We start from the raw sequence: 24,876 nt of genomic DNA, 5'->3' as shown, positions 1-24,876 counted from the left end.
GCGGTGCCTACGCCACCATCCGCAACGACGTCCCCAATGAAGACCCGCGTATGCAGTGGGACAGGCACCTCAGCTGGCGATCTCGGTGATCTCGCGGTGCGGGTGCAGGCTGCGGAACTTGCTGCCGTGGAAGATCAGTGGTTCGGCGTCGGCGCGGGCGGCGAGGCGGTTGATACGCAGGATAACCACCGTATGGTCGCCCGCGGGGACGCGGGCTTCGACCGCGCCCTCGATCCACGCCGTCGCACCATCGATGAAGATCGCGTCGGCCGCGCCGCGGTGCACATCCACATTGTGGAAGCGGTTGCCGTTGCGGTTGCTCAGTGCTCGAGCCGCGGGCTCCTGATCGGTGCCGAGCAGGCTCAGACCGAGGTGTGTTGCGGTATCCAGTTTCGGCCAGGTCGCCGAGCTGTTCTGCACGCAGAACGACACCAGCGGCGGGTCCAGCGAGACCGGAACGAAGGTGCTCACCGCCAAACCGTGTGGCGTACCTTCGATTTCGGCACATACCGCGACGACACCGCTGGGAAAGCTGGCGAAGACACGACGTAGGCCGGAGCCGTCGGACGGAAATTCGAAGAGCTCATGCATGATCGGCCGCTTTCGAGGCGAGAGCCGCGGCGACCGGGCGCCAGCGTTCGGTGTAGCGCTCGATGGCGCCGTCTTCGGAAAATGTGCTGTCCGACAGGTAGAGACCGGGCAGCGCCGCCGTCGCGCCGAGTTCGACGAGCACCGGCTTGAGCAGCAGATCCGGGGCGAGTGCATGGGCCGGGCCCGCGCCGAGCATGAGCGGGACGGCCACCACATCGGCCAGTCCGGTGCCGCCCTCGAACTGTTCGAGGAACAGCTTCAACAGACCGGTGTAGGTGGCTTTGAAGGTGGGACTTGCGAAGACCACCAGCTCCGAATCAGCCACTGCGCGAACGGCGGCCGCGACCTCGGGATCACCCCAGGACAGCAGGCTCGCGCCGAAGGAGACCAGATCGATCACCTCCGGTTCCACGTCCGGACGTAACCCCGCGGCGACCAACCGCGCCGCGGTCAGGGTACGAGAGGCGGGCTTCGGATTCCCGACGACGACCGTAACTGTCACTTCCGTATCCTCTTCTCGCTCGATCAGATCACGCCGTGCAACGGTGGCGCGGTGTCGTGCAGTAACGCCCGGCCGATGTGCTGATATTTCCACCGGACCGGGTCGTGCAACGTGTGGGTTCGGGCATTGCGCCAGAAGTGGTGCAGGTTCAGATCCACTGCGGCACTGCGTGTTCCGCCGACCTCGAACAATGCGGCCGAGACCTCGTTGGCCGCGCGATCGGCGAGCACCTTGGCGGTGGCCACGGCAAGCGATGCGGGAGCGACGGATTCGGCGTCACGGATCGCGGCGTCGACGGCCACACCGGCGGCGGTGAGTGTGGCCTCGGCGGAAGTCACCGCTACCGACAGCTCACCGAAACGCTGGATCAGCAGCGGATCATCGATCGCCCTGTCGACACCGGCTTCGAACCACGGCCGACTCGAGGTGCGCACGAATTCCGTTGCCGCACTGAGTGCACCACGCGCGATCCCGGTGTCGATCGCGGCATGCAGCAGTTGCGCGAAGGCGCCGTATCCGGTGGGCGCGTGCACCGCCGCCGCGCGGGCGATCAATTGATCTGGTTCGACGACGGCCTCAGCGAATTCGATGGTCCCGCTGCCGGTGGTGCGCTGGCCGATGCCGTTCCAGTCGTCGATGATTCGCACGCCCGGAGTATCAGCCGGTAGATACGCGATGTACTCCCCCGCGGACAGTCCACTGTGTCCCTCCGGATCGTCGAGCCGGGTGAGCACCGCGAGCAGATCCGCGAAAAGTGAACCCGTACAGTAGAACTTGACGCCATCGATGCGGAAACGATCGCCCACCGGCCGCACCGTCGTCGCGATATCGGCGACAGTCGCAGTGCCACGTTCGGACTGCGCATTTGCAATCCGCGCACCCGCCAGCACCTGCCCGAAGTAACGCGCTTGCTGATCAGCGGCACCCGCCAACCGCAATAGGTTCAGGTACACGAAGTGGCTGTGTGGAATCTGCGCGATATTCGGATCGGCGGCCGCCAGAATCCGCACCACCTCCGCCACCGCACTCGGCGGCAGATCCGCGCCCCCGAATTCCGCGGGCACGGTGATCGCGAGCAATCCACTCGCCGCGAGTCGATCCACCTCGGCGAAGGGCAGTTCGCGGCCGAGATCACGCGCCGCCGCCCCGACGGCGAACTCCGCAGCAAGCTGTGCCGCAATCGAATACGCGTGTGCGGTGGATTCGATCCGGTCGGCGACGACGGCGGTCATCAGTTCCCCACAGCGGCGGGTGTGCGTGCGGCCTCCAGTTCGCGGACCAGCGGCAGCACCTTCGCGCCGAAGTACTCGACCTCCTCCTGGAAGTGCAGGAAACCGGCCAGAATCAGGTCGACACCGAGTTCCTTGTAGGCGACGATGCGCTCAGCGACCTGTTCGGGCGTGCCGATCAGCTTGGTGCGGAATCCGTCGTTGTACTGCACGAGATCTTCGAACGTCGAATCCGCCCACATCCCCCTGCGGTCCTTCGTTGACGCACCGGCCTGTTGCACCGCGTCCCGGAAACCTTCCACCGCGGGCTTATTCGCCTTCTCGATGATTTCGCGCAGGGTATCGTGCGCTTCCTTCTCGGTGTCGCGGGCAATGATGAAGCCGTTCAAACCGAATTCGACCTCACGCTGATTCGCCTGGGCGATGGTGCGCAGCTCATCCAATTGTTCGGTGACACCGTCGAAATCCTTGCCGTTGGAGAAGTACCAGTCGGCGTAGCGACCACCATTGCGGCGCGCCGCCGTCGAGTTCCCGCCCTGGAACAGTTCGGGATTGGGACGCTCGGGGGTATTCAGCGGCTTGGGCTTCAGCGTGAAATCGCGGATACGGTAGAAATCGCCGCCGTAGTTGACATCATCCTCTGTCCAGATCTTGCGGATCACCTCGAGGAATTCGGCGCTGCGCCGGTACCGTTCGTCGTGCTCGAGCCACGGCTCGCCGAGTGCGGTGAATTCACCTGCGAACCAACCGGATACGACGTTGATGGCGAAGCGGCCATTGGAGAGGTGGTCGGCGGTGGCGCCGAATTTGGCCAGCACGGCCGGATGCCAGAGTCCCGGATGGATCGCGGCGATCACCTTCAGCCGCTCGGTGGCACCGAGCAGCGCGAGGCTGAACGAAGTCGACTCGTGCTGGTATTCCGCACCGTAGGAGGCGGTGTAGCGGACCTGGGACAGCGCGTAATCGAAACCATTGTTCTCCGCGGTTTGCGCCAACTTCTTGTTGTATTCGAAGTCCCAACTGGTGCGCTGTTCGATATCGCTGGTGACCAGCCCCCCGCTGACATTCGGCACCCAGTAGGCGAACCGGATCTGATCGGCGATGTGCTCTGTGGTCATGCTTACTCCATTGGTGTCGGGGAACCGTCTATCGCCAGGAAGGGGCGCACCATGCGCCCCTTCCACTCCAGCACCGCAAGCCCACCGGCAGGAGGGTTTGAATCTGTGCGATCGGATGGGTGTAGCGATCAGACGTTGGCGAGGCTGTAGCCGGATCGACTGAACTGACCGGCCGGCGCGAACCGTCCGAGCAGTGCCGCCGCATCCTCGCCGGTGACCTGGGTGATGAATTCCGCGGCCGCGTCGAGCGAATCGACACCGAGGAACGGCTGCGGGCGGTGCAGCAGCCCGACGAGCGCACTCGCGAAGCGCGCATCGACCGCGGCGGCGGCGAAGAGCTGATTGCCGATATCCGCCAATTCCGGATCGCCGAGGAACAATCGGGTGACCCTATTCGCCGCATCACCGCGCGCGGCCAGGAACGCCGCGTACTGCGCGTTGATCCAGCCCTCGTCGAACGGACCGTCGTGCACGGCAGCCGCCGCGACCAGGCGCTGCGCCTGGATCAGCCCGCTCTGCGCACCCTGGCCCGCGATCGGGTCGTAGGCAGCCGAGGTGTCGCCGAGCGAGACAACCAGATGGCGACCGGCGGTGCGCCCGACACCGGACCGAACCACCGGCCGGACCGCGCCCTTGAGCCAGGAATGCGGATCCTCGGCGATCACCCGGGTTTCGAGCACCTCGGGCAGATCCCAATCGATGAAATCGCGGTACAAATCCTGCACGATCCGATGCGCCGATTCGGCCGAATCCGCTGCGGCGAACCGGCTTTCCCATTCGCTGCCCGGCCGCGCCCAGCCGAGGAACGCCCAGCTCGGGCCCGCATCCTTGTGCAGGTACGGTCCCCACCAGCCCTCGCCCTGTTCGGCGAAGATGGAGAAGCCGCTGTGCGCGCCACCGGCCCGGCTGCGGTGCGCGAAAACGCTTTCGTCGTGGCCGATTCCGGTCACGGTGACGGTGAGCAGCGACCGTTGCGGTGCGTCATACGGGGTGCGCGCCTGATCGACCGCGAACAGGTCGGACAGGCCGCCGCGTCCGGTGGCGACCAGGGTGAGATCGGCGGCCGCGGCAATGGCGTCGAGTTTGTCGGGCGTCACCTGCTCGACGACGAAACGTCCGCCGCGTTCCAGAAATGCGGTCAGCCGTTCGTCGGCCTTCAAACGGGTATCGACCGCAACCCCGACATATCCGTCGAAATGACCGTCGAATTGGATCAATTCCTCGCGCTCGGGTCCGGCGATGCGCACGCTGAGCCCGGTGTGCCGGGGTGCGCGGCCGGTGTAGGTATCCAGACCGAGTGCGGATTCGGCTTGTTGGGTCTCCCCGAATTCGAGTGCGGTACCGGTGGCCGGTACGTCGTCGCGCAACGATCGCTGATCGCGGTCGCTGTAGAGCGTGACGTCGAATCCGGCGTCGAGTAATCCTAGTGCCGCAGTGACGCCGGTTTGACCGGCGCCGATTACCGCGGCCGAACGTGTGGAGCGGGAATTCTGCGATGTCATGCCAATCATGGTCCGTCCACGGACGCGATGATTGCAGTGTTGCGATCATCGAGAATCAATGGGGTGACCAGGAATTCACGATCGCGCCGAACGCGACCGATCGCGGCTGTCCTAGTATCCAGCCATGTCGTTCACTGTTTCCCAACTGACCGGTGACCGGTCCGAACAGTACCGTCAACTCGTCGCGCAGGCCGAGGCGCTGGTCGCGGGCGAGACCGACCGGATCGCGAATGCCGCGAATCTGGCCGCGCTCGTCTTCCACGCTCTCACCGAGGTGAATTGGGTCGGATTCTATTTCTACGACGGACAGGAATTGGTGGTCGGCCCGTTCCAGGGCAAACCGGCCTGCGTACGCATCGCCATCGGTAAGGGTGTCTGCGGTACCGCCGCCGAGACCCGGGAAACGCAACTGGTGCCCGACGTGCACGCATTCCCCGGCCATATCGCCTGCGATGCCGACACCCGCTCGGAAATCGTAGTTCCGCTGGTGCGTGAGGATATCCTCGTCGGCGTCTTCGATCTCGACAGCCCGCAACCGAACCGCTTCGACGATATCGACAGGAAAGGCCTGGAGTCGATCGCCCAGGCCTTCCTGAATTCGCTCGATTAAGTGACTGTCACGGTGGCGCCCGGCCGCGATACGTCATCGGGCAAAGCCGTCGACAATGACCCGCCGAGGCGATACCGTGCACCGCGGTGCTCCAGCGGCAGCCGATCTCCCTTGTCGAACAAGGCGTTTCGCAGGGTGCCCGGTGCGTATTCCGTGGCGTAGGCGCCGCGTTCGGTCAGCACCGGAACCACATGGCGCACAATGTCTTCGAAGCTACCGGGGGTTATGGCGTAGGCCAGATTGAAGCCGTCCAGGTCGGTTTCGGCAACCCAGTCCTGTAGTTGGTCGGCGACAGTGACACCGGAGCCGACGAATACCGGGCCCATACCGCCGATCCCGGCCCAGCGGCCGATATCGCGGACGGTCCATTCCCGGCCGTCGTCGTCGTATTCCTGAAAGGCGGCCACGGCGGACTGAATGGCATTGCTCTGCACTTGGCCGATGGGCTCGTCCAGTTCGTAGTTCGACAGATCGATGCCCATCCAGCCGGACATGAAGACCAGCCCGCCCTCGACACTGGCGTAGGACAGGTACTCCTCGTGTTTGGCGTGCGCCGCCTCGTCGGTGGTGTCGGTGATGATCGTGGCCAGTGCGTATATGCGGGCTGAATACCGATCCCGGCCCGCTGCCTCGAGTGCGTCACGGATGCGGGAAACAGTCTGTGCCAGAATCCGTTTCGAAGGCCCGGCGACGAAGATCGCCTCCGCGTTCTCGGCGGCGAAGCGCACACCGCGCGGCGACGCGCCCGCCTGGTAGATCACTGGCGTCCGCTGCGGCGACGGCTCCGAGAGATGGATGCCGGGCACCTGATAGTGCGTACCCCGATGGCCGATGTGATGCACCTTCGCCGGGTCGACGTAGATGCCTTGCGCGGCATCGCGAACCACCGCGTCGTCCTCCCAGGAGCCCTCCCACAGCTTGTACAGGACCTCGAGGTATTCGTCGGCCTGGTTGTAGCGCTCATCGTGGTCGAGCTGGTCATCGGACCCGAAATTACGTGCGGCCGAAGGCAAATAGCCGGTCACCACATTCCAGCCGATGCGCCCGTTGGTGAGGTGATCGAGTGTGGAGAGCCGACGCGCGAATGGATAGGGGTGCTCGAAGCCGGTGCCGGTGGTGATGCCGAAGCCGAGATGTTCGGTGACCGCGGCCATTGCAGAGGCCAGCAGCAGCGGATCGGCCACCGGGATCTGAGCGCCCTGACGCAGCGCGGCAATATCGTTGCCGCCGTATACGTCATAGGTGCCGAGCACGTCGGCAATGAAGATGCCGTCGAAACGTCCCTGCTCCAACAGCTTTGCCAATTCGGTCCAATAGCTCAGTTCCTTGTACCGATGCGATTGGTCGTCGGGATGTCGCCACAGACCGGGTGATTGATGGGCGACGCAGTTCATATCGAACGCGTTGAAGCGAATGCGGCGCGTCACTGCTGGTCTCCCGTCGCCGGCTTGCGTTCGCCCGCACTCCAGGCGAACGGCAGTTGGGTGCCGTTCAGCAAATAATCACCGATCGCCCTGGCCTTTTGGATGGCCGGATTGTGCACCGAGATGGTGCGGGCATTGCGCCAGTGCCGGTCCAGCCGCAGCTGCTCGGAGACAACCGATGCGCCGCCGACCTCGAACAGCAGTGTGGTGGCCGGCAATACGAGATCGATCACCGCGAGCTGTGCCTGTGCGGCGGCGAGTTCCGCTGCCACGATGGAGTCTTCGTCCTGCGCACCGCCCACGAGCACCTTGTCTAGCACATCGGCGACGGCGAGCACGGAGGCCTCGGCGGCGAATGCGGCGGCGGAGAGTCGCCCGATCACCTGCTGCACCAACGGATCCTGGCGTGGCAGATCGGCGGCCGAATGGGTGTAGCCGCGGGTGCGCGCCGCTACCCACTCGCGGGCATCGCGCTCCGCTCGCTTGGCGATTCCGGCAAGTACCGACAGCTGGACCAGCTGCAGGTAAGAGGTCGCATAGGTCGGTCCCGGCGCGCCGTAGCCGGGTCCGAGAATGCGCTCGGACTCGACAATGACGTCGGCGAATTCCGTTGTGCCGCTCGCGGTCAGCCGCTGGCCGAAGCCGTCCCAGTCGTCGTGCTGGCGGACTCCTTCGGCATTCGCGTCGACGAGTACGCCCACCCGCTCACCGTCGCGATCGGCCGCCGCGAGGATGTAGTCCGCATAGAGCGAACCGGTGCTGTAGTACTTGGTGCCGTTGAGCAGCCACCGATCGCCATCCTTCGTCAGCCGCGTGTGATAGTGGTCGACCGCGCCGACGCCCGGCTCGGTGATCGCATTGCCGACGAGCGTGCCCCCGGCCGCGGCGCGCAGCCAATGCGCACGGTGCTCCCCCGGTTCGCCGAGCAACTGGTCCTCGACAAAGGAGAAGTGCACCCGCAGCGCCTGCGGCAGATTCGATTCGGCGGCGGCCAATTCGATGAGCAACCGGAACAGCTGTCGCACCGTGACGCCGTAGCCGCCGAATTCGACTGGCACCCGCAACGCACCGAATTTGGCCTCGCGCAGCCAGGCCACCTCCTCGAAGGGCAGCCGACGATCGATCTCGCGCTCGACCGCGCCCTGCGCGATCCGATCGAAGATCGGCCCGAAGATCGCATCCAGGTCGGAGTCTGTGGTGGATTTCGCGTCGATGGATGTCATCACCCCACGATCGCGCGGTCCGACCGTCAGCTCACCAGTTAGACGCACCGCGATCGAAACACGCTGGTAGGGGTAAGAACCACGCAGATTCCAACCGATGACATGGCTCGGCGACGCTGGCAGCATCGCGATTGTCCATGCCGGAAAACGGCATCCGAACCGGCGAGGAGCAGTTGTCGATGTCACTGTCGTTCCATTGGTTTCTGCCCACCTACGGCGATTCGCGTGGCCTGATCGCCGGTGGTCACGGCACTTCGATGTCCGGTGACCGGCCGGCATCGCTGCGCTACCTCAACCAAATCGGCGCGGCAGCCGAGGACAACGGTTTCGAAGCGGTCCTCACCCCGACCGGAGCGTGGTGCGAGGATGCCTGGCTGACCACCGCCATGCTCGTCGAAACCACCGAAACGCTGAAGTTCCTGGTGGCGTTTCGGCCCGGACTGGTCAGCCCGACGCTGGCCGCGCAGATGGCCGGGACCTACCAGCGTCACTCCCGCGGCCGCCTGCTGCTGAATGTGGTGACCGGCGGCGAACCACACGAACAACAGGCCTACGGCGACTTCCTCGATAAAGAACAGCGCTACGCCCGCACCGCCGAATTCCTGCACGTGGTGCGCGAACTGTGGGAGTCTCGCGAGCCGATCAGCTTCGAGGGCACCCACATTCAGATCCGCGACGCCCTGCTCAACAACCATCCGGACCCGATCCCACCGGTCTTCTTCGGTGGTTCCTCCGGACCCGCCGGACCCGTCGCGGCCCGCTATGCCGACACCTACCTCACCTGGGGCGAAACGCCCGCCGCGGTGGGCAAGAAACTCGATTGGATCCGCGGACTCGCCGCCGCCGAAGGCCGAGAGCTCAGCTACGGCCTACGCATTCACGTCATCAGCCGCGACACCTCCGAAGCGGCCTGGGCCGTGGCCGATCGACTGCTGTCCGGCCTCGATCCGGCCGAAATAGCCCGCGTACAAGCCAGCCTCGCGCGCAGCGAATCCGAAGGCCAGCGCCGAATGCTGGATCTGCACGGTGGCCGCACCGATCGTCTGGAGATCGCGCCGAACCTGTGGGCAGGCGTCGGTTTGGTCCGCGGCGGGGCCGGCACCGCACTGGTCGGCTCACACGAAGAGGTCGCCGACCGCCTGATCGAGTACGCCGACCTCGGCATCACCCACTTCATCCTCTCCGGCTACCCACACATCGAAGAGGCCTACTGGTTCGGCGAGGGCGTGCTGCCCATCCTGGAACGTCGCGGCCGGTGGACGCACCCCCACCGCACCGAGTCCGCCCCTGTAGCAACGCCTTTCGCAACCGCAACGCACTAGTAGCCCCGGGTCGGCGCTGCCGTCGGTGATTACCGCGGCGGAGCGGTAGGTGACGCCGAGGACGAGGCCCAGTTGGGCGAAGAACTGGCGGCCCGACCAGGGCAGGTCGACATCGGTCTCGGCTGCGACCCCGGCGGGCTGGTCGGCGCACCGTCGCGGCGAGCGGCGTGGGTTCCAACCGATCCTGCGAGGTGACCGCGCCGATTGTGGGACTTTCGGGTATCAACTCACCGGCGCGGAGCGCATTCGCTCGGGGCGGGTTCGCCGCGCAAACGTCCATCGATCCAGCCGATCTCTCCGGGAAAACCGGTGACCAGGGCGATGACGTGCTCGCCGGGCTCGGTGCGGTGCACCGCGGGGACGCCGCGCGCGCATTGGGCACGGTAGAGATCGTCGCCGTTTTGCTGCGGGATCCAGATGTCGCTCGCGGCGTGATAGATGTAGAGCGGCGCGCCCGACTTACGGTCGGTCAGGCTGAGCTGCCCGAAGATCCGATCGGCGATTTCCCTGGTCAGCGGGCTACTGATATTGGCAGCGGCATCGATGGGAACGCCGACCACGCCGAGCGGGCCATTGCTGTCCCCGCAGGTGTCCTTGATGGGTGAGGTCGCCACCCACTGCGTCAGATTATTCATATAGCCGAGAATCGCCGGATGCTCCCGGCCCATCGCCAGCGCGACTACCAGCAGAATGCCGGATGCGGAGTTGCCGTTGAAGCGGCCGGCGACCATTCGATAGTCGGTCACGAGCCCACCCATGGCCGCCCCGACCAGCACACCCGACAATTCCGGCGCGTACTCGTCGAGCAGCATTGCGGCCGCATACGATGCGATCGCGCCACCGGAATACCCAGTTATCGCGAAACGGCTGCCCCTGAATTCCGTCGGCAGCACATTGCGCACCGCGCGAATGGAATCCAGCACCACATGCCCGGCGACCTTCGGTTCGGCGTAGGCCATCCATGGCCCCTCGTGATCGGGAATCAGTACCGCATAGCCGCGGCTGAGGCCCCAAGCCGTGTTCGGCGGAAACAGATCCCCCGCATTGAACTTGCCGTGCAATCCGTGCGCCATTGCGTAGCTCGGCGTGCAGCTGAGCCCGAGCGAATTGATCGGCACTGCGTTCACCAATACCGGCCGATCCCCCGGACCCGTCCATGCGGCGGCGGGAATCACCAAGGTCGCGGTGCCGAAGGATGGCACGCCGGAGGCGTCCGTCGTCCGGAACTTCAGCAGGATCGCACGCTGAATCGGCACGATCGCCAGCAGCGCAGAAGTCGCCGTCACATCTCGCCACTCGACGATATCGCCGGGCGCGAGCCGATCGAGCCCACCCGGCCACTCGTCGAATATCCGATCCCCCGACGGCGCGGACCGCACCGCTTGCCACAACGCCGCCAAGTCCGCGGGCAACGCACCGGATGGCGGTGATGCGGCGGGCGACAACGATGGCGCCGGGATGTGGGCATCGATCCACCGCTGCAGGTCGGACGGGCCGGGCGACACCGGCGCGACCGGGCCTTCGGTCGGGCCGGCATGCGCGGGCACCGGCCCCACCAGCAGCGAGCAACCCACCATGCTCGCGACGACGACAGCTCGGAGACTCGACATCTGCCACCTCTCGAAATCGACACCGCCCGACGAAGGCCAGACTATGTAGCAGCGGAACGACAACTCGGATCTGTTCGGACTTGTCACGACTGAGCCGGCCCGACACGCCTGCCGGACCCAAATTTCCGAAAATCACTGGCGCACAAGCAACCTCGACGAACGACGGCGCTGCCGCCGCATCCGATCCCCTGCCGTTCTCACAGACACGGGTCAGCCGCGTATCGTTCTTGGTGCAGTGGTCCGCGATGACCTATGCCCTGGCACTAGGAAGCTCATGGACATCGTAAGAGCGCCGCAGCCGCAATACCGGCAGGCACGCTTCGCCGACATCGAAGATATCGCGGCCATCGAGGCCGAGGTGTTCGCCGAGCCGTACCTGTATCTGATGCTGCGACAACTGTACGACCTGCACGGATCCGACTGGCTGGTGGCCGAGCTGGACGGCAGGGTGATCGGTTATGCGCTGACGCTCCACAAGGCGGGCCGCGCCCTCCTGTTCACGTTCGCGGTGGTCGAGCAGTACCAGGGCAAAGGCTACGGTCGTGCCCTGCTCGACCACATGCTGCAGCAGTGTCGGACAGATGGGGCCGACGTGGTTTACCTGACGGTGCGCCCCGACAACCAGCCTGCGGCGGCCTTGTTCAAGCAGGCCGGGTTCGAATTCGTCGAACATGACGACCAGTATTTCGGGCCAGGTGAACCGCGAGGCATATTCGAATACCGATTGCGGAGCCGACACCTGGACTCGTGAGCCGCGGAATCAGCTGTCGAGCCATTGTTCGGCGGCGCCTCCGACGCCATCGCGGGACAGTCATCGATGCAGTGATCGACATTTGTTGCGACCCAATGTCATTGAGGCGTCGATGCCGCCTCGAAAGTACTCCGTCCAGGTTTGACACATCAACATCAGAATTTGCTCAAATCTCAACTAGAACCTGTTACAGTCTGCCGATTCGAGGCACTCTCCTACGCCTCACATCGGAAGGTTTCGCTCATGCACGACCGACGCCCCTCGGCCAACACCGGCGTTCGCCAAGGGATGAATCGCCGGAAATTCTTGGCGGGCACTGCAATTGCGACCGGGGCGATGGCGCTCAGCCCGGCCGCGTGGACCGCCAAGGCGTCGGCGGCACCCATCGGCAACGGGGATCACGTGCCGAATCTGATCATCGGCAGCGGCTACGGCGGCGCGGTCGCCGCGCTGCGCTTGTGTCAGGCGGGCAAGCAGGTGGCGATGATCGAGATGGGCCAGAACTGGACCACACCCGGTTCGGACGGAAAAGTCTTCTGCACCATGCTCGATCCGGACGAGCGCTCGTATTGGTTCCGGACCAGAACCGAGCAGCCGGTCGGCTATTTCGTCGGGGCGGATATCAACCGGGACATCAGCCCGAGCGACGCCGGTGTGCTCGATTCTGAGCATTTCGCGGCGACGCGGGTGTATCAGGGCCGTGGCGTGGGCGGCGGCTCGCTGGTCAACGGCGGTATGGCTCCGCTGCCGAAACAGGACTATTTCCAACAGATCCTGCCATCGGTCGACGCGACGACGATGTACTCCACCTACTTTCCGCGCGCGCAGGCCGCGCTCGGCGTCAACAATGTCGACTCGGCCTGGTTCGAATCCGCCGAATGCTACAAATACGCGCGGGTCAGTCGCACAACCGCCAATAACGCAGGCTACACAACAACATTTGTGCCCAATGTCTACGACTTCAGCTACATGCAGAAGGAGCAGGCGAATACCGTCACTCGCTCGGCGCTGGCCGGTGAGGTCATCTATGGCAACAACTACGGAAAGCGCTCACTCGACAAGACCTATCTGGCGGTGGCCGCCGCGACCGGCAAACTGAGCATCTCCCCGCTGCACAAGGTCACCAGCGTGGCACCGGCCGCGAGCGGTTACACGGTGGTCATCACGCAGATCGACGTGCTCGGCAATACGGTGGCGACCAAGACGGTGACCGCGGACAAGGTCTTCTTCGCGGCGGGCAGCGTCGGCACAAGCAAGCTGCTCGTCACCATGAAGGCGCTGGGCAAGCTGCCCAACCTGGCTGATTCGGTCGGCGCGGGCTGGGGCAATAACGGCAATGTGATGGTCGGCCGGGCCGGACTGGATTTGACCGGCGCTCTCCAATCCGCGATTCCCTGCATGGGCATCGACAACTGGGCCGATGCGAACGGTCCGGTATTCGCCGAAATCGCCCCGTTCCCAACGAGTACCGAGAACGGCGTGAACCTCTATCTGGCGATCACCAAGAACCCCAACCGCGCCAAGTTCACCTACAACTCGTCCACCGGCGGGGTAGATCTGTCCTGGCAGGCGTCGTACACCCAACCCTCGATCGATGCGGCGAAACGCGTATTCGATGCCATCAATTCCAAGGCGGGCACGATTTATCGGTCCGATCTGTTCGGCGTCTACAAGGTCTGGGGCGACGACTTCGTCTACCACCCCCTCGGCGGCTGCCTGCTCGGACAGGCCACCGATAACTACGGCCGCCTCAACGGATACTCCGGGCTCTACGTCATCGACGGGTCGCTGATTCCGGGCAACACCGGCGTCAACCCATTCCTGACGATTACCGGCCTCGCGGAGCGCAATATCGAAAAGATCATCGCCACCGACCTGGCATGACACTCGGCCGGTCCGTGCGGGTCAGTTTTCGTCCCCGTCCGGGTCGGGCCAGGCGTCATCGATCGGCCAGCCCGCGGCCTGCAAATGTGCTCGGACGCGGGCGATATCGGATTCGAGTGGCATCTCATTGGTCAGTTTGGTGATGAGCACGCCGATATCGACCCGGTCGGCCGGTATGGCGCCCTGCTCGATCAGCGCGTCCGCCACCTGCCGCACATCCGCTTCGGGCAGTCGCCGCGAGAGCAGGGCCAGCAGCGGCACATAGTCCGGATCCGGCACGCCGTGCGGATATCCAGCCCGCAGCCACGCGACGATTCTGGTGAGGAGATCGGATAGGGCCATAGGAGGTATCAGGCGTCGGAGGGGTGTGCCAGCGGCCACCCCACGGCGGCGAGCCGGGCCGCGACCCGATTCACATCATCCTCGCCCGGCTTCTCGTGCGCGAGCTTGCCGATTGCGTCCTGGACCTGCCCCCGGTCGATCACGCCATCGGTATCCGCTGCGATCAACTGTTCGACAACCTCACCGACCTCGTCCTCGGTCAGCTTGCGGTGCAGCACGGCGAACAACGCGACGTAGTCCTCGGGTGGGACGCCGTGCGGATACCCGGCACGCAGCCAGTTCAGAACCGATCCGAGTATGGATGCTTTGGATGTCATGGGTTCATTTCTTGGGAGGTTTGGCGCCGAACAGCTGGATGTCGAAGGTGTGGCTGATGAAATCCTTTGCGATATAAAGGATTCCAAAAACCACCGCGACGATGACAACCGCGAAGCAGAGGTACGCGACGACTTGCGCGGCTTGGTTGCGCGCACCGGCACCATTAGCGGTGGCGGGCTCCATGGACCAGAGCCGAATCCCGGTCGCGAAGATCACCGGTAACCCGGTCCCAAGCAGGACGGCGATCAGAGTCACCTCGCCCAGCGATTTGGCGATAGCGGTGAACGTATCCATGAGTCCAACCTCCTCAGACCGACGCGCCGGCCTTGGCCTCGACGTTGGACGCAGGCGTACGCCCACCCTCCCATTCGTCATTGACATTGCTGGTGTCGACCGGATTGCGCCGCGACCGCAGGTACATGTAGGCCGACATCGCGATCAGAATCGCGAAGTCGATGAGCACGCCGCCCAGGCCGCCGGCCAGATCGGCGATCCACCAGCACACCGCGCCGACCAGACCCGCGAGCGGGAGCGTGAACAGCCACGCGACAACCATCCGGCCCATAACGCCCCAGCGCACCTCCGCGCCCGGCTTACCGAGCCCGGTACCGAGGATCGAACCGGTCGCGGTCTGCGTCGTCGAGAGCGGAAGTCCGAACTGCGCGGACGTGAGAATAATTGCAGCCGAGGATGATTCGGCCGCGAACCCCTGCGGCGGATCGAGCTCGACCAAACCCTTGCCGAGGGTGCGGATAATGCGCCAACCGCCGAGGTAGGTGCCCGCAGCGATCGCCACCGCACAACAGATCTTGACCCACAATGGAATCGCGTCGCTATTGGTGAATGTGCCGTGCGCGACGAGCGCCATGAAGATGACGCCCATCGTCTTCTGCGCATCATTCGTTCCGTGCGCGAGCGAGACGAGCGCGGCGGATCCGATCTGCCCCCAACGGAACCCGTCGTTCACCTTCTTCTCGACCGATCGACGCGTAAGCCGATAGACCAGGAACGTGCCGAGCCCGGCCACGAGTGCGGCAACGAACGGCGCCAACAGCGCGGGCACCAGGATCTTGCTGATCAGACCCGTCTTCTCATTCCCGGTCCAGATCACCCCACTGGTCCCCAGCGCAGCCACCGCCGCACCGATGAGACCACCGAACAGCGCATGCGAGGAACTCGACGGAATGCCGAACAGCCAGGTGAACAGATTCCATAGAATCCCACCGACCAGACCCGCGAACACGATGTGCAGCAACTCCATATGGTGCACATTGTTGATATTCAGCAGCCCACCCGACACCGTCTTGGCAACCTCGACCGATAGGAAGGCTCCGATCAGATTGAGTACGGCCGACATACCAACCGCTACCCGCGGACTGAGCGCACCGGTAGCGATCGAAGTCGCCATGGCATTGGCGGTATCGTGAAAACCGTTGGTGAAATCGAACGCCAACGCGGTCACTATCACGATCAAAAGCACGATCAGTTCAGCGCTCACCCAACCATTTTCATGCGCGCGCATCCCGGCTGCTACAGCGGAGCGATCTGTTCACCCACTATTTAGCCGACCACAAGAAGCCGGACAGGTGGGACCACCCATCGGGCCATCAGCGGGTGCCGCGATCACGACGACGGGTTTACCGTCCTCGGCGTGCCGGACGACAGGTGCCATGCGCCATCCTCGAAGCCACCGTTCCGCCGCTGTCCGAACAAAACTTCGCGGCGGCGGCGCGGCTGTCGGATACGACGTGGGTCACGTTGCGTCGCGGACCTTTTGCACAGCGGAGTCGAAGAGGCTTTTCGAAGGTCTCGTCGTCCGACTTTCCGGTCAGGTTCTCCGCGTGCGCGCACATGTGGCTATCGTGTGACGTCGCCCCAGATCAGTTTGGCGAGTTGGTCGCGGTCGGCGGCGTCGAGTTTGGTGCAGGCCCGGTAGATGTGGCCTTCGACGGTGCGTACCGAGACGAACAGCCGCTCGGCGATCTCGCGGTTGGACAGCCCACGCGTGATGAGGGCGGTGATCTCGCGTTCGCGGTCGGTGATCGGCAAGGGGCGGGCCGCGGATGCGATGGCGGGGGTGGTCGCTCCGTCGCACCGGGCGGCGAGGGCCAGGGCGCGGGCCGCGGCTTGGGCGCTGAGTCGGCGTTGGCCTGCATGGTCATGGATCGGTACTGCTTGCGCGGCGGCGTCGGCGGCTGCCAGTAGTAGTCCGGCGCTTTCGAATTCGACACTGACCGCGGAAAGCGCGCGTGTGTCGGAGTGTTCGACGGCGGCGGCGTGGCGGGCGTAGATCGTCACCACGGACCCTTGCACGCGGCCGACCAGTGCGGCCAGCTGTGCAGCGAGGGTTCGGTCGCCGAATCGGGTGGCGTGATGCAGGGCTTCGGCTTCCAATGCGTACTGGCCCGCGGTGTGGGCGATGGCTGCGGCCTGACGGGCGAGTTCGACCGCGGAATGCTGACTGCCGGAGCCCGCCGCCAGCCATGCGCGGGCGATCATGCGTTGCGGTTCGTGCAGGGCCAGGTGCGGTCCGGTGTATTCCTCGGCCTCGCCGAGGACCCGTTCGGCTTGTTGGGAGTCGCCCAGCGCCGCATAGGCGCGGGCCAGAATCAACTGCGCAGGCAGTTTCCAGGGCAGTGAGGTTTCAGCGTTGAGTGCGGCCAGAGCTTGTTCGAATGAGGTGATCGCCTCGCGGAAGCGGCCACGGTAGGTGGCTACGACACCGCCCGCGATTTTAGCGATTGCCCAGCCGAGAAACTGTGCGGCGGAGGAGAACTCGCTGTATTCGGTGGCCCGCTGCTCGGCGAGGTCGAGTTCGCCGATGATTGTCAGTGACAGCACGTCGCCGTAGCGCACCATGACCCGGATCATGCCGTCGGTGTTCTTCTGCTGCGCCCGGCTGCGGGCCGCGATCGGTGCGAAGTCGGCGCCGCGCCCGGCGACCGGCATCGCCAGGCCGAGGGCGAACGCGGCCCAGTCGACAGCTTGTTTCGGGGAGTTCGCCTCGGCGAGTACAGATTCGGCGCCCTGGATGCCGACAGCGATTCTGTTCTCGTGTATCGCCATGGTCGCGTTCACGGCATCGATGATGAGGCGCAGCGCGGGATGCTCGACGCGGTCGCCCAGCAGGTCCATTATTTCATGGCCGCGTTCGACATCGCCCACACACCAGAACAGCAGGCTCGCGCGCGGAACACCCCATTGGACGAGTTGAAGTTGATCGAGGCGGTCCGGATCGAAGTCGGCGAGAATCTTGTCGGCTTCCTGCGGTCGGCCCTGCCACAGCAGGGCGCGGGAAAGTACTTCGGCCGCGGGCAGCCCGCCGCCGAGCTCGCATGCTGCGCGCGCGAGGCGTTCGCCCAGCGACAGGTTGGACAGGGCGACAGCATCTTTGGCGGCGGTGATCAACAGGTCGTTGTCGATGGGCTGGGCGCTGTCGACGCACAGTTGTGCCAGTCTGATGCGGTGGGCGGCGGTACTCAGATCCTGCTCGCGCAGCCGCTCGACGATGCGGCCCCGCCGCTTGCGTGCAGCGGCGGTGCCGATTCGGCGGCGCACCACGTCACCGAGCAGCGGGTGGCTGAAGCTGGCGCTGACAAACCCGCCGTCGCGGCTGGTGCGTATCAGACCCGAGATCTCGGCGGCGTCCACGGCGTCCTCGCCGACGAGATCGGTGAGGACGTCGAGGTCGAGTGGCGCATAGAGTGCCAGCATCTTCAGGGTTTCCAGGACCGGCTCACCCACCCGGGCGAGCCGGCCGTCGAGCAGGGCCACCAGCCCGGACGGCACCGCGGCGGGTCCTCGTAGTTGCCAGACCCCGTTGACTTCGGTCAGGGTGCCCGCCTCGACGGCGCCTTCGACCATATTGCGCAGGAACAGCGGATTTCCGCCCGATGACTCCCACATGACGTCGGCGCTGAGGCCTTCCAGGGTGCCGCTCAGGACGGTCTCGACGAGTGCGACGCACTGCCGTTTCGTCAGTGGTTCCAGTTCGATGCGTTCGAGGTAGCCGTCCTTCCACAGCGACGTGACCGCATCGGGGACTGGTTCGCCGGTGCGGACGGTGGCCACGATAGGAGCGGCGCGGTCGACGGCGATCTGGTGCAGCAGGGTCGCGGAGAGCTGGTCGAGCAGGTACGCGTCGTCGACGCCGATCACCGTGTCTTGGTGGATGAGTAGATTTTCCCTGGCCGAGCAGAGTAGTGCGATGGGATCGCGAGACGCGGTCGGGGCGATCCACGGCGCGAATACACCCAAGGGAATGGCCTGGGACGACTCGGTACAAGCCGCCCACCGGACGGGGGTGCCCAGTGCCGAGGTCACGAGTCGGGCGAGGGTGGTCTTGCCGACCCCGGCGGCACCGACGAGTACGACACCGCCGAAATCTCCGCTCGTCAACGCTGTGCGAACGGCCTCGTATTCGACGGGACGATCGAGCAGTTGCCAGCGCTCCCCCATGAGCAATGATTCTAGATCTTGCCCGCCGGTGCTGCGACGTGTTTTCGCTGGCGAGCGCGCTGACTTGGTACCGGCCTGGCCTCCTGCCGCCGATCGCGCGGGCGGCGCGGTGGTCATTGTGGAAGTTGGTCGGGGGTGGGTTCGAGACGGGGGGCGTTGTTGACGTTGTGACGATAGTTGCTGGACGCTTCGTACACGCGCTGCTTGAGCCGGTTGATCGATCCCAGTGGCCGGTGGACATCCAGACCACGCCAGGAATTGAACGACAACACGTCGTCACCGAAGGCGCGCCGTTGCGGGGTGAAGGGGTCCTGGCGGTCGAAGCGGATGGTCGCCACCGTCCGGTGCGGTGATTCGGCTTCCGGCCAGTCGACGGTGGCGTCCTCGATCGGCATGGTGTCGAGGTCGGTGCACAGCTGCACGCGCAGCTCGTATTCGGCGCTGTGGCAGGCGAAGAAGTCGACGACCATGTCCTGGTGGGCGTTGATGCCGGCGTCGTGGCCCACCGGTTGACCCGTCAGGGCGCTGACTTCCGGCGAAACCGGCGTGTACAGGATCTTGGCGATGTAGTCGCCATAGCGCAGGGGTGCCGAGGAATAGAACGTTTCGCCCAGGATGTGGGCGTTGGGCCGTACGAACACGCCCAGGTTGGGGGGCAGGGGACGTCCGATACGCCGCAACACGTGCGCGTCGAGCGCGGAAAGGACGGTACTGCCCGCGCGCAGGACGGGATCGGGCAACCGGGCCAGCACCCACGCGGTGGGCATTCCCTTGGTGTAGTAGGCGTGGGCGTCGGCGAACAGGAATTCACGGTGGGTGACCATGATGAAGTCCTGGGTGGTGGCCTCGTCGCCGGGCAGTGCGCGTGGCCCGTCCACGCCGAGCACCTTGATTCCCAGCCCACGCACGCCGCGCAGCTGGTCGCTGCGGATTACACCGGAGGTACTCGACAACCGGGCGACGACCGGATAGGAGGCCGGGGTGGCGAACAAGCCCTGGGCCAGTTCGGGTGGCAGGCCGGGATGAACGGTGAGTTCGCCGCGCAGTATGCCGTGACTCTTGGCGTGCGCGTCGCGCAGCCCGTGCTTGTGCTTGCGATAGGCGCGTTCGTTGTTGCTGCGCAGCACCGCGATGATTTTATCGATGTCGCGGTCTTCGTCGGGCCGCGGCCGTTCGAGGTCATCGCGGTAGCGAAGATAGGAGCGGGTGGTCGTGCGCGGTGCAGTCAGGTCGGTCATCGCGGTCGTTTCCTTTCCGGCTCACGCAGCGGGCCGACGCTGCGCCACGGAGCGAACGGGTTGGCGACACCGTCGAGCGCGGGCGCCAAAGTGGGAAAGTGACGCAGCAGGACGCTGCGCATGGTGTTGTCGCGTACCCACGCCATGCCGGCCTCGGTGTAGATCTCGGGACGGAAGTCGGTGGTGAAGAACCGGTCACCCGACAACCGTCGCGAGGCCATCAGTACGAACACGCGAAATGCGGTGTCGCTGAAACCGAATCCGGGTGGTTTGGGCTCGGCGTAGAGCCCGACCATGAGATCGACATCTTCCACATCGCCGTAGACCCGCTCGAGTTCACGCGCCCACACCGCGTTGTCGGTCAACTCGTCGAATGAGGTGACAGGTGGCATGCGCAGTTGGCGGCGGAACTCGTTGTAGCGCGGTACTCCTCGTTCGCGGACCCGAAGGATGTCGACGGTCGCGAGATCCATCAGCGGGTGGCCGGGGCGGGCGAGGTTCTGCAAGTGGACCGGATAATTGTGCAGGGCCAGCGCACCGGGGTTGGCGCGGCCGAACGAGTAGAACAATGCGTCCATCGATGTCTCGGCCAGACGCTCGCGGATGTGGGCGACCCCCAGATCGGGTAACTGATGCTCGGCGACGACACTGTCGTCGGCCAGGCTGCGGACCACGAATTCGTCGGGGATGAGGGGATGCATCCGGTACACGGCGACGAATTCCTCGGTCAGCGAATACGGGACGCCGTGGTCATCGGTGGCGGATCCGGGTATGCCGCACAACACTTCGTTGCCGCTGAGGCGACCGAACCGGCGAGCGATCCGCTCCCCGAGGACGCCGAACCAGTTGGCGCGCATGGCGGCGACGGTGGTGGGGTGGGCGATGATGGCCGGTGTCCAGTCGATGGTGTGGATCTTGGCGATCAATGCCGAGTTGACCAGACGGGCGGTGTTGTAGAGCTGCTCGTCGCTCATATCGGGGTAGCGGCGGGCCAGGCGCTCGCAGATCGCGTTGTGTTCGCGCATGAACAGCGAATGCAACAGAGCGAGTCCGACCCAGGCGTTGGCGGCTGTGCCGGACAGGTCCAGCAGGCCTTCCACATCCAGCGGCGGTAGTCCCGATTCATCGATCTGGAGTCGCCCTTTCTCCCCGGTCCGTAGCGCTGCGGCGAATTTCGGTGTGCTGCCATAGATCTGGGAGGCATCCCACCAATGGGATTCCTGGGTCGTGTAAGTCGGGGGGCCGTCGGGTTCGGGGCTGGGGACCGTGGGGGTGCGCGGGAGCGTCATGGGCGGCACCGGCCACGGATCGAGATCGGTCAGCGGAATCGTCCAGGGCTCCGTATCGCTATCACCGTGGCTGACCCAATCGTGGACCTCGAACTGAATCCAGGCCGCCGCCAGTAGATTCAACGTGGTAGCCGGCTGAAATCGGTCGCGAGTCAACAGATCCCGGCTGATCAGCCGCGGGTTGGGTTCCATTATCCGGTCGGAATCTTCCGGGTAGGTGTATTTCAGCGGGATGTTGCGACCGAACCGGCAGCCGACCGAACCCGCGCGGGGCTCGGCGAGAGTGGTGTAGGTCCCGTCGACGGTTCGTGCGCGCAGATGTTCGCCGACAGCAGACCCGTCGGTAGGCAACGGACCGTCCGGATGAGGACCGGTGTCGAAGAGATTCTCGGCGCGCAGGCGGCTGCGCAAGCCGACGAGGACGGCCAACCCCAGCGGCGAGGGCAACCTGAACCAGCCGACACCGCGATCGAGCGCCTCGGCGACCGCGACCAACAGCCGGGTGACGGGCGGCAGGCGACGCGACGGCGGCGGATTGGTCACCGGCGGTGGAATTGCCGACTTTTCGCTGACCATGACGAACCTCCACGTGGCTGGCGCGAGCTGCGACGCGCCAAGATCGAATTCGAATGCCAGTCTCCGGGGCGACCGGACACCAGTCGCGAGTAGTCGACTACGCCAAACCCGATCGTCGCGGCAGGAGTGCCGATCCCTCGGGACCGCGACACTGTTCTGCAGCGACGACCCCCCGCCCGGGCGAGCCGTTCGGCTCCGAGCAATCCGGACTCTTACTCCCCGTATGCCGCCGACATCGCGCGGCAGCGGGTGCCAACGCCTCCCAATCGGGTAGCGCGGTACGCGCGCCGACCGGCCGCGGCTGGACAACGCTGTCTTCGATGGTGCTTGCTGCCGGACAGCGGGAGGATCCCGGCAACTGCGAGAAAGGGGCGCTCGGGTGATCACTCCGATTGAAATCAAGGTCAACCTCGACGGCGACGTCGCGGCGGCACTGACCCGGCTGGAGTGCACGGGCCGGCCGGCGATCGACCGTCGCATCTGGTTCGCGGAGCCCCGTCCCACCGGCCTCCACACAGCGCCGACACTGCTGTCGAGCCGAATCGTCATCCGGTTACGCAGCGGTGAGAACGACGACCTGACCGTCAAACTGCGCCCCTGCCTGCCATCGCAATTGGTCGGCAGATGGACCACCTCCTTCACCGACAATGCACTGCGGTACCGCATCGAAGAAGACTGGAACGCGCAACGCCGCGTCCTGTCCGCCTCGGCAGTCAGTGACCGACCGGCCGGATCCCTACGCGACGCGACAGTGCACGGCGCCGACGTCACCACCGTCCTGGACACCGCCCAGCGCCAACTCCTGGTGAGCTGCACACCTCCGGGGGTAGCAGTCGACCGCCTCGTGGCCATGGGCCCCATCGCGTCGACGAAGTGGACAAAGGTGCGCGTGGGGGACCTGCACGTCGACGCCGAACGCTGGACCATCGCCGGCCTCGACCTGCTCGAGCTGTCCCTGAGAGTCACTCCCGAACACGGTCAGTCACACACCGAGGTGCGAAACCGCGCCCTCCACCGACAACGCAAATTCGAGGCCGCGGTGCGTCGGCGTGGTCTGCGCATCGCGACCGGCGATACCAAGACCCAGCAGGTGCTCGCCGCGTTGACAGCACGATCGATCCGCCGGTGATCCTTAGTCGGGCAAACCTATTGGAGCCACTCCCCCAGCTATCGGATGCCGACCAGCCTTGGTGACGGCGTCGAGTTCAGTCCGCTGACGACATCACGCACGTCGACCGGCCAAATGAAGAGTCGATAGACGGGGTCGATGTCGAAGTAGTCCTCGGCCCGACCAACACTCTCGCCCGTGTGTCAGTCGAAGTCGATTTCCGCTCTGCGAACTGGAATAAGGGCCGTCCGTCGAGTATCGCGCTGCTTCGGTTCCGTCAGCAGGTGGCGGGTGCCGGCTCGCCGAGAATCCGGGCGTTCAGCCAGGGCAGCACCCCGGGGGCACCGATCACCGCGGCCGACAGATGCTCGAACGCGGGCACTTGCAGCGTCTGCAGCTGCACCCCGGCCGCACACCAGCGGCTGTCGACATGGTCGATCGCTTCGATCGGAATCAGGGGGTCGGTCGGCGAATGCCATTCGAACACCGGTATTTCCGGCACCCCACCGTAGAATTCCAGACTGTTCTCCCTCAACACCGTCCGAGCTTCCGGGAGTGCAGCAGTCGGGGTGCTGGCGAGGTATTCGCGGGCGCTGCCGCCGACACCGGTGACGAGAATCTGGTTGGTGCAGCTGTTGGCCATGGCGTCCCGGACTGCCAAGCCGCGCTTGTTGAGATACGCGCTGACCGGCATCCGCTGCGGATACTCCCGCTCCAGGCCGATCGCCGCCGCCATGGCCAGCCCGAAGGCCGGATGCGTCTCCATGCCCACCGCCTCCGCCATTATCTCCATGTTCATCGGAGCGCCGCCGATGGCCGCGCCCGCAAGCTCCAGTTCCGGCGCGTACGACGGCTGCAGCGCAGCTGCCCATCCGGTAGCCATGCCGCCGCCGGAGTAACCGGCCAGCACCACCCGGCTGTCCTGCACGGCGAGTTCGGGCAGCCGTTTCACCGCGCGGACGCCGTCCAAAACGATCTGGCCGCCCAAACGCGCAGCGCCGAAAGCGAAGTTCGGGCCGAGATGATCCGGCAGCGCGACACTCCAGCCCTGCGCCAGCGCCATGTTCAAAATCGACGCCGTGGTAACCAGATTCGGATCGCCGGTGTACAGCTGGTGCGATACCGAGCAGGCGGTGCCGAGCGCATTGATGAAGTGCTGATACGACAGCAGCGGCCCGTCGGGCTGATGGCCGATGGGGGTAAGGATCGTGGTGGTCGCCGCGATCGGCGCGCCCTGCGAGTTGGTGGACCGGAATGCGACCTGCGTGACGGTGGCGCCGGGGAAGAGGACCGCGGGCGGCAGCGCCCGCACGTCGAGCACATCACCAGGCCGGTGCGCCGCCAGATCCGCCGGGGCGGCGAAGAACGGGTCCGGATCGGGCTGCGGATACAACGGTTCTGCGGTTGCCGTCGTCGCCAGCAGCAGCCCGAGTGCCACACTACCGAGCGCACTCAGGACCCGTACTGAACCACTGCGCCTGCTGCGGAGAAAGCGAAGAAACCGACGAGTCACGACCATGACCTCCATGGGTAGTTCACGGCATTCGTTTGACCAGCAAGTCCGAGCTCACGTGCGACCTTATCGGCAAACTTTCAGCGATACGCGGGAAATAGCCGATGCGCTGGGAAAATAGCATTACGTACTGGATGTAGGCAAACTTCAGCGTCGGTGCGGCGAGCTCGTCGAGATCGTGTGCCCGCGACAGCCATTCGGACAGCGGGGACCTTTGCGATCGGTCCATCGCTGCCGACACACGACGGAAGTTGGGGCATCGCCGGGC

At 65.2% G+C, this 24,876-nt stretch carries 21 protein-coding genes; 5 read left to right on the top strand and 16 right to left on the bottom strand.

Translation table 11 applies throughout. From position 1 onward, the window contains the following. Positions 1 to 69: 69 nt before the first annotated feature. From OIE68_RS02530 to OIE68_RS02510, 5 genes are all read right to left on the bottom strand, one after another. Positions 70 to 591 (bottom strand): flavin reductase family protein, encoded by a 522-nt coding sequence (locus OIE68_RS02530; RefSeq protein WP_327097776.1) that lies wholly within the window; start codon positions 589 to 591, stop codon positions 70 to 72. Beyond that, positions 584 to 1,093 carry an NAD(P)H-dependent oxidoreductase gene (locus OIE68_RS02525; protein WP_327097775.1) on the bottom strand — a complete coding sequence of 170 codons (510 nt, stop codon included), beginning with the start codon at positions 1,091 to 1,093 and terminating at the stop codon, positions 584 to 586. Before OIE68_RS02525 ends, OIE68_RS02530 begins: the two co-directional genes overlap by 8 nt. Positions 1,094 to 1,116: 23 nt before the next feature. After that, positions 1,117 to 2,325, bottom strand: a complete 1,209-nt coding sequence (locus OIE68_RS02520; protein ID WP_327097774.1) for an SfnB family sulfur acquisition oxidoreductase — start codon at positions 2,323 to 2,325, stop codon at positions 1,117 to 1,119. Further along, positions 2,325 to 3,440, bottom strand: a complete 1,116-nt coding sequence (gene sfnG, locus OIE68_RS02515; RefSeq protein WP_327097773.1) for a dimethylsulfone monooxygenase SfnG — start codon at positions 3,438 to 3,440, stop codon at positions 2,325 to 2,327. The genes OIE68_RS02520 and sfnG overlap by 1 nt, the downstream gene beginning before the upstream one ends. A 128-nt stretch (positions 3,441 to 3,568) precedes the next feature. After that, positions 3,569 to 4,942, bottom strand: a complete 1,374-nt coding sequence (locus OIE68_RS02510; protein WP_327097772.1) for a styrene monooxygenase/indole monooxygenase family protein — start codon at positions 4,940 to 4,942, stop codon at positions 3,569 to 3,571. A gap of 124 nt (positions 4,943 to 5,066) precedes the next feature. On the opposite strand from OIE68_RS02510, the gene OIE68_RS02505 reads away from it, so the two are divergent. Then, complete coding sequence (locus OIE68_RS02505) at positions 5,067 to 5,552, top strand: GAF domain-containing protein (protein ID WP_327097771.1); 486 nt, start codon at positions 5,067 to 5,069, stop codon at positions 5,550 to 5,552. Here the strand turns inward: OIE68_RS02505 and OIE68_RS02500 are convergent. Then, the gene (locus OIE68_RS02500) at positions 5,549 to 6,979 is read right to left on the bottom strand and encodes an LLM class flavin-dependent oxidoreductase (RefSeq protein ID WP_327097770.1); all 1,431 of its coding nucleotides are present in this window, start codon (positions 6,977 to 6,979) and stop codon (positions 5,549 to 5,551) included. The genes OIE68_RS02505 and OIE68_RS02500 overlap by 4 nt on opposite strands. After that, complete coding sequence (locus OIE68_RS02495; protein ID WP_327097769.1) at positions 6,976 to 8,199, bottom strand: acyl-CoA dehydrogenase family protein; 1,224 nt, start codon at positions 8,197 to 8,199, stop codon at positions 6,976 to 6,978. The genes OIE68_RS02500 and OIE68_RS02495 overlap by 4 nt, the downstream gene beginning before the upstream one ends. A gap of 179 nt (positions 8,200 to 8,378) precedes the next feature. On the opposite strand from OIE68_RS02495, the gene OIE68_RS02490 reads away from it, so the two are divergent. Then, complete coding sequence (locus OIE68_RS02490) at positions 8,379 to 9,521, top strand: LLM class flavin-dependent oxidoreductase (RefSeq protein ID WP_327097768.1); 1,143 nt, start codon at positions 8,379 to 8,381, stop codon at positions 9,519 to 9,521. Between the two features lie 227 nt (positions 9,522 to 9,748). Here OIE68_RS02490 and OIE68_RS02485 read toward each other — a convergent pair whose 3' ends face one another. Next, positions 9,749 to 11,131 (bottom strand): lipase family protein, encoded by a 1,383-nt coding sequence (locus tag OIE68_RS02485; RefSeq protein WP_327097767.1) that lies wholly within the window; start codon positions 11,129 to 11,131, stop codon positions 9,749 to 9,751. Between the two features lie 274 nt (positions 11,132 to 11,405). On the opposite strand from OIE68_RS02485, the gene OIE68_RS02480 reads away from it, so the two are divergent. Together OIE68_RS02480 and OIE68_RS02475 are read left to right on the top strand one after the other, a co-directional pair. Beyond that, positions 11,406 to 11,882 carry a GNAT family N-acetyltransferase gene (locus tag OIE68_RS02480; protein ID WP_327097766.1) on the top strand — a complete coding sequence of 159 codons (477 nt, stop codon included), beginning with the start codon at positions 11,406 to 11,408 and terminating at the stop codon, positions 11,880 to 11,882. Between the two features lie 243 nt (positions 11,883 to 12,125). Next, positions 12,126 to 13,766, top strand: coding sequence for a GMC oxidoreductase (locus tag OIE68_RS02475; RefSeq protein ID WP_327097765.1), 1,641 nt, complete (start codon positions 12,126 to 12,128; stop codon positions 13,764 to 13,766). 21 nt (positions 13,767 to 13,787) lie between these two features. Here OIE68_RS02475 and OIE68_RS02470 read toward each other — a convergent pair whose 3' ends face one another. The 7 genes from OIE68_RS02470 to OIE68_RS02440 form a co-directional block, all read right to left on the bottom strand. Next, positions 13,788 to 14,108, bottom strand: a complete 321-nt coding sequence (locus OIE68_RS02470; RefSeq protein ID WP_327097764.1) for a DUF3349 domain-containing protein — start codon at positions 14,106 to 14,108, stop codon at positions 13,788 to 13,790. Between the two features lie 8 nt (positions 14,109 to 14,116). Then, the gene (locus OIE68_RS02465; protein WP_040700866.1) at positions 14,117 to 14,425 is read right to left on the bottom strand and encodes a DUF3349 domain-containing protein; all 309 of its coding nucleotides are present in this window, start codon (positions 14,423 to 14,425) and stop codon (positions 14,117 to 14,119) included. A gap of 4 nt (positions 14,426 to 14,429) precedes the next feature. Next, the gene (locus OIE68_RS02460) at positions 14,430 to 14,720 is read right to left on the bottom strand and encodes a hypothetical protein (protein ID WP_327097763.1); all 291 of its coding nucleotides are present in this window, start codon (positions 14,718 to 14,720) and stop codon (positions 14,430 to 14,432) included. 13 nt (positions 14,721 to 14,733) lie between these two features. Then, positions 14,734 to 15,924: an anion permease gene (locus OIE68_RS02455; RefSeq protein WP_327097762.1), complete on the bottom strand. Its 1,191-nt coding sequence runs from the start codon at positions 15,922 to 15,924 to the stop codon at positions 14,734 to 14,736. A 359-nt stretch (positions 15,925 to 16,283) separates the two neighbouring features. Next, positions 16,284 to 18,884, bottom strand: coding sequence for a helix-turn-helix transcriptional regulator (locus tag OIE68_RS02450; protein ID WP_327097761.1), 2,601 nt, complete (start codon positions 18,882 to 18,884; stop codon positions 16,284 to 16,286). Positions 18,885 to 18,997: 113 nt separating this feature from the next. Then, on the bottom strand, positions 18,998 to 20,122 hold the full coding sequence (locus OIE68_RS02445; protein ID WP_327097760.1) for a catalase family protein: 1,125 nt from the start codon (positions 20,120 to 20,122) through the stop codon (positions 18,998 to 19,000). Continuing rightward, positions 20,119 to 21,987 carry a peroxidase family protein gene (locus tag OIE68_RS02440; RefSeq protein WP_327097759.1) on the bottom strand — a complete coding sequence of 623 codons (1,869 nt, stop codon included), beginning with the start codon at positions 21,985 to 21,987 and terminating at the stop codon, positions 20,119 to 20,121. The genes OIE68_RS02445 and OIE68_RS02440 overlap by 4 nt, the downstream gene beginning before the upstream one ends. A 379-nt stretch (positions 21,988 to 22,366) precedes the next feature. Here OIE68_RS02440 and OIE68_RS02435 point away from each other — a divergent pair, with 379 nt between their 5' ends. Then, positions 22,367 to 23,116: a hypothetical protein gene (locus tag OIE68_RS02435; RefSeq protein ID WP_327097758.1), complete on the top strand. Its 750-nt coding sequence runs from the start codon at positions 22,367 to 22,369 to the stop codon at positions 23,114 to 23,116. A 256-nt stretch (positions 23,117 to 23,372) separates the two neighbouring features. Here the strand turns inward: OIE68_RS02435 and OIE68_RS02430 are convergent, their stop codons facing one another. Further along, complete coding sequence (locus OIE68_RS02430) at positions 23,373 to 24,614, bottom strand: lipase family protein (protein WP_327097757.1); 1,242 nt, start codon at positions 24,612 to 24,614, stop codon at positions 23,373 to 23,375. Positions 24,615 to 24,876: the final 262 nt, after the last annotated feature.

It is taken from the genome of Nocardia vinacea, from assembly GCF_035920345.1.
GTDB lineage: Bacteria > Actinomycetota > Actinomycetes > Mycobacteriales > Mycobacteriaceae > Nocardia > Nocardia vinacea_A.
The sequence above is the reverse complement of the archived record's forward strand: the minus strand, read 5'-3'. Positions and strand labels throughout refer to the sequence as shown.

Bases quoted from the DNA above. Each gene is read 5' to 3' on its own strand.
- OIE68_RS02530 (WP_327097776.1), bottom strand. From the start codon at position 591: ATGCATGAGCTCTTCGAATTTCCGTCCGACGGCTCCGGCCTACGTCGT.
- OIE68_RS02520 (WP_327097774.1), bottom strand. From the start codon at position 2,325: ATGACCGCCGTCGTCGCCGACCGGATCGAATCCACCGCACACGCGTAT.
- sfnG (WP_327097773.1), bottom strand. From the start codon at position 3,440: ATGACCACAGAGCACATCGCCGATCAGATCCGGTTCGCCTACTGGGTG.
- OIE68_RS02510 (WP_327097772.1), bottom strand. From the start codon at position 4,942: ATGACATCGCAGAATTCCCGCTCCACACGTTCGGCCGCGGTAATCGGC.
- OIE68_RS02505 (WP_327097771.1), top strand. From the start codon at position 5,067: ATGTCGTTCACTGTTTCCCAACTGACCGGTGACCGGTCCGAACAGTAC.
- OIE68_RS02495 (WP_327097769.1), bottom strand. From the start codon at position 8,199: ATGACATCCATCGACGCGAAATCCACCACAGACTCCGACCTGGATGCG.
- OIE68_RS02490 (WP_327097768.1), top strand. From the start codon at position 8,379: ATGTCACTGTCGTTCCATTGGTTTCTGCCCACCTACGGCGATTCGCGT.
- OIE68_RS02485 (WP_327097767.1), bottom strand. From the start codon at position 11,131: ATGTCGAGTCTCCGAGCTGTCGTCGTCGCGAGCATGGTGGGTTGCTCG.
- OIE68_RS02480 (WP_327097766.1), top strand. From the start codon at position 11,406: ATGGACATCGTAAGAGCGCCGCAGCCGCAATACCGGCAGGCACGCTTC.
- OIE68_RS02475 (WP_327097765.1), top strand. From the start codon at position 12,126: ATGCACGACCGACGCCCCTCGGCCAACACCGGCGTTCGCCAAGGGATG.
- OIE68_RS02470 (WP_327097764.1), bottom strand. From the start codon at position 14,108: ATGGCCCTATCCGATCTCCTCACCAGAATCGTCGCGTGGCTGCGGGCT.
- OIE68_RS02465 (WP_040700866.1), bottom strand. From the start codon at position 14,425: ATGACATCCAAAGCATCCATACTCGGATCGGTTCTGAACTGGCTGCGT.
- OIE68_RS02460 (WP_327097763.1), bottom strand. From the start codon at position 14,720: ATGGATACGTTCACCGCTATCGCCAAATCGCTGGGCGAGGTGACTCTG.
- OIE68_RS02450 (WP_327097761.1), bottom strand. From the start codon at position 18,884: ATGGGGGAGCGCTGGCAACTGCTCGATCGTCCCGTCGAATACGAGGCC.
- OIE68_RS02445 (WP_327097760.1), bottom strand. From the start codon at position 20,122: ATGACCGACCTGACTGCACCGCGCACGACCACCCGCTCCTATCTTCGC.
- OIE68_RS02440 (WP_327097759.1), bottom strand. From the start codon at position 21,987: ATGGTCAGCGAAAAGTCGGCAATTCCACCGCCGGTGACCAATCCGCCG.
- OIE68_RS02430 (WP_327097757.1), bottom strand. From the start codon at position 24,614: ATGGTCGTGACTCGTCGGTTTCTTCGCTTTCTCCGCAGCAGGCGCAGT.